The organism is Pseudonocardia sp. EV170527-09, from assembly GCF_008369905.1.
GTDB lineage: Bacteria > Actinomycetota > Actinomycetes > Mycobacteriales > Pseudonocardiaceae > Pseudonocardia.
The window spans coordinates 1-3048 of the sequence record NZ_VRMC01000198.1; the positions used below are offsets into that span (position 1 = coordinate 1).

The following is a 3048-nucleotide window of genomic DNA, read 5'->3' on the forward strand; positions in this document are numbered from 1 at the left end:
CCGCCGATCTGGAAGGCGCCCAGGCCGAGCGAGGCGGCGGAGCCGAACAGCGTCGCGAAGATCGCGAGGATGTCGATCGCCTTGCCGATCGCCCCGTCGGCGGCCTTCTGCCCGATCAGCGGGACGAACGCCTGGCTGATGAGCTGCCGGCGGCCCCGGCGGAAGGTGGAGTAGGCGATGGCGAGGCCGACCACGGCGTAGATCGCCCACGGGTGCAGCGTCCAGTGGAACAGCGAGGTCGCCATCGCGACCTGCATCGACTCGGTCGTCGCCGGCGCGGCCGACCCGGGCGGCGGTGACCGGAAGAAGGTCAGCGGCTCGGTGACCCCGAAGAACATCAGCCCGATGCCCATGCCGGCGGAGAACATCATCGCGATCCAGGAGACCGTGCGGAACTCGGGCTCCTCGTCGTCGGCGCCGAGCTTGATGCGCCCGAACCGGCTGAAGGCCAGGAACAGTGCGAAGGCGACGAAGGCGGTCGCGGCGAGGATGAATCCCCAGCCACCGCCACGCATCAGTGCCCCGATCATCGTGGACGCGGTCGTGCGCAGGCTCTCCGGCGCCGCGACCCCCCAGACGACGAACAGCAGCGCCAACGCGGCACCGATCCCGAAGACCGTCCGGTCCGTGCGGGGGCGTTCCGGTGGTGCTCCGGGGTCCTCGGTACACGACCGGGGATCGACCTGCGTCATGACGTCTCCACCTCTGTCCGGGTGCGGGGAAAGTGCGGTACGTGCGCCGCTCCGTGGGTCGTGCGGATCCGCGGCCGGGACCACCGGCGCGACGGGTGGACGGCGAGCGGGTGCCGCCGTCCGGGGTCGGGCGGCGACGGGCGGCGGTCGGCCGGGACCCGGCACCACCTGCTCCCCATCAGATACTCGATTAATATATCTGTGCACGTTATGATGTGGCCGGAGCGGCGGTCAAGACCCGATCCGTCGCCCGGAGCCCGAGGACACCGGAGTCGCCACCGTGCCCCCAGCAGTTCCGGCGCCCGACCCGCGGCGACCGGCCCACGCCTCGGGCCTGCACGAACACCACCGTTGCAGCCCCTTGACACCAGCCAGGCCGACGCGCTCCCATCGTGGTGCGTATTGAGCGACTCGTTGCTTGTTACGCAACAGTTTCGGTGTTTCTCGTGTGTTACCGCGGCCCCGATCGCCGTCGTCGTCATCGCGCCCAACCCCACTGCAGGAGGTGATCCGCTGTGCCGCAACGGTTCCGCCGCGACCGCACGCCGGCCGCCTCCGGCGCCCGGTCGTCGCACGGGCCCCCGGTCCCGCGGCGCCGGCCTCCGTAACGAACCGATGCCGTCGCACCGGTCCCGAGCTCGACCCGCGAGGGCGACCCCGCCGGCGCGCCCGATCTCGCCCCAGACCCGCCAGCCGCCCCACACCGACCGTCGCCCACGAGGAGTACCGCCATGACGACCGGCGAGTTGTCGAACCCCGCCACCGAGGGGCAGAGCCTCCCGGACAGCCTGCGAGAGACCCTCGCCGGCCACTACTACACCAACCCCGCGATCTTCCGGGCCGAGCAGGACAACATCTTCCACAAGACGTGGTTCTGCGCAGTGCTGGCCGCGGACCTGGACAAGCCCGGCGCGTTCGAGACCGTCCAGATCGGACGCGAGAGCGTGATCGTCACGCGGGCCAGGGACAACTCCGTACGGGCCTACCTCAACGTCTGCCGGCACCGCGGCGCGCGGCTGTGCACGGAGGAGAAGGGCGAGGTCAGGCGCTCGTTCCAGTGTCCGTACCACGCCTGGACCTACGGCCTGGACGGCAAGCTCATCGCGGCGCCGAACCTCAACTCGATGCCCGACGTCGACAAGGTCGAGTACGGCCTGCACACCGTGCACGTCCGCGAGTGGCTGGGCTACGTGTGGCTGAGCCTGGCCGAGGAGCCGCCGTCGTTCAGCGAGACCGTGATCGGCGATGTCACCACCCGGCTCGGCTCGCCGGACGCGATCGTCGGCTACGACGTCGAGAACCTGAAGCTCGGCCGGCGCATCTCCTACGACGTCAAGGCGAACTGGAAGCAGATCGTCGAGAACTTCATGGAGTGCTACCACTGCGCGACGATCCACCCCGAGCTCACCGAGGTACTGCCGGAGTTCGCCGACGGCCTCGCCGCCCAGTACTTCGTCGGGCACGGTGCCGAGTTCGGCGAGGAGGTCAAGGGCTTCACCGTCGACGGCTCCGAGGGGCTCGCCCGGATCCCGAGCATCACCCAGGAGCAGGACCGCCGCTACTACGCCATCACGGTGCGGCCCTCGGTGTTCATCAACCTGGTCCCCGACCACGTCGTGTTCCACCGCATGTTCCCGCTGACCCCCGAGCGCACCCTGGTCGTCTGCGACTGGCTCTACCTGCCCGAGGTCGTCGACTCCGGCGCCGACATCGACCGCTCGGTGGAGCTGTTCCACCGGGTCAACGTGCAGGACTTCGACGCCTGCGAGCGCTGCCAGCTCGCGATGGACTCGCGCTCCTACGAGAAGGGGGGCGTGCTCGTGCCCAGCGAGCACCACATCGGCGAGTTCCACGACTGGGTGCGCGACCGCGTGGGCTGATCCCCCGCACCGCACCGCACCGCGCCTCACCGCACTCCCGCACCACGACGAACGCCCCGTGAGCTTGGCCCCCTGCGCCGGACACTGACGGTGTGGGGTCAGTGATCTTGGTGTGGTGGGGTGTGGGCTGTTTCGTAGTCGGCTGGGCTGAGCATCCCGATGCTGGAGTGGCGCCTGATCGGGTTGTACCAGCACTCTATCCACTCGAATATCGCATTGGCAAGATCGGCGCGGCTTTTCCAGGATCTGGAGTCGAGTAGTTCCAGCTGCATCGTCCCCCAGAAGGACTCGACCATCGAGTTGTCGTAACAATCGCCGACCGAGCCCATGGAACCGACTAGTCCCGCCTCGATCAGTCGGCGCCCGAACGCCCAGGACGTGAATTGCGAGCCGTGGTCGGAATGTAGGATCGCCGAGTACGGTTCGGGACTGCGACGGGTGATGGCCATGCCGAGCGCGTCGGTGACGAGTTCGGT

At 69.0% G+C, this 3048-nt stretch carries 3 protein-coding genes; 1 reads left to right on the top strand and 2 read right to left on the bottom strand.

Translation table 11 applies throughout. The annotated features are described in order from the left end of the window. A partial coding sequence (locus tag FVA95_RS28160; RefSeq protein WP_193564438.1) for a BCCT family transporter occupies window positions 1-692 on the bottom strand: 692 nt, incomplete at its 3' end. 731 nt (window positions 693-1423) lie between these two features. Between FVA95_RS28160 and FVA95_RS28165 the strand changes: the two genes are divergently transcribed. After that, window positions 1424-2572 (top strand): aromatic ring-hydroxylating dioxygenase subunit alpha, encoded by a 1149-nt coding sequence (locus tag FVA95_RS28165; protein WP_149666833.1) that lies wholly within the window; start codon window positions 1424-1426, stop codon window positions 2570-2572. Window positions 2573-2670: 98 nt separating this feature from the next. Here FVA95_RS28165 and FVA95_RS28170 read toward each other — a convergent pair. After that, the coding region (locus FVA95_RS28170; protein WP_149666456.1) for an integrase core domain-containing protein at window positions 2671-3048 on the bottom strand (378 nt) is incomplete at its 5' end.

Coding starts and splice junctions, on each gene's coding strand:
- FVA95_RS28165 (WP_149666833.1), top strand. CDS start 1,424: ATGACGACCGGCGAGTTGTCGAACCCCGCCACCGAGGGGCAGAGCCTC.